Here is a 623-nt window from a genome sequence, read left to right on the forward strand (position 1 = left end):
CAACAACAAAGCTTTGCGGGTGCGTCAGTATATAATTTGGTAGGAAAAGAACTTGCATCAAAGATTAAAAGATTCTCTCAACAAAATCAAGTGACAGAATATATGATATTCTTATCTGCGGCGATGATTCTACTCGAAAAATATAGTAGACAAGAGGATATTGTAATCGGTAGTCCAATAAGTGCAAGAACCCATAAAGACACAGAAAATATGTTAGGAATGTTTGTTAATACGTTGGCTATGAGGGGAAAACCGAAAGGTCAAAAAACATATAAACAATTTTTAGAAGAAATTAGTCAAACATGTTTACAAGCTTATGAAAATCAGGAATATCCTTTTGAAGAGTTGGTAGAAGAAGTAACGGTACATCGTGATATGTCAAGAAATCCATTATTTGACGTTATGCTTGTGCTACAAAATAATGACAGTGTAGAACTAGATTTGCATGGAAGTAGTACGGAATCTATAGAGGCAGAGTTTAAAGTTGCGAAATTTGATCTTACATTTGGTATTTATGAAGTAGAGAATGATTACCAAATGGCATTGGAGTATTGTACTGATTTGTATAAAAAGGAGAGTGCAGAACGTTTACTAGTACATTTAATAAGTATTATTAATCAAAT

General features: G+C 32.6%; 1 protein-coding gene. It reads left to right on the forward strand.

Features of this window, described 5'->3' with window-relative positions; genetic code table 11:
- On the forward strand, positions 1-623 hold a 623-nt coding region (locus tag MR167_RS31645), incomplete at both ends, for a condensation domain-containing protein (protein WP_242316246.1).

Origin of the sequence: Bacillus cereus group sp. BfR-BA-01355, from assembly GCF_022663675.1 — a bacterium.
Classification (GTDB): Bacteria; Bacillota; Bacilli; order Bacillales; family Bacillaceae_G; genus Bacillus_A; species Bacillus_A thuringiensis_S.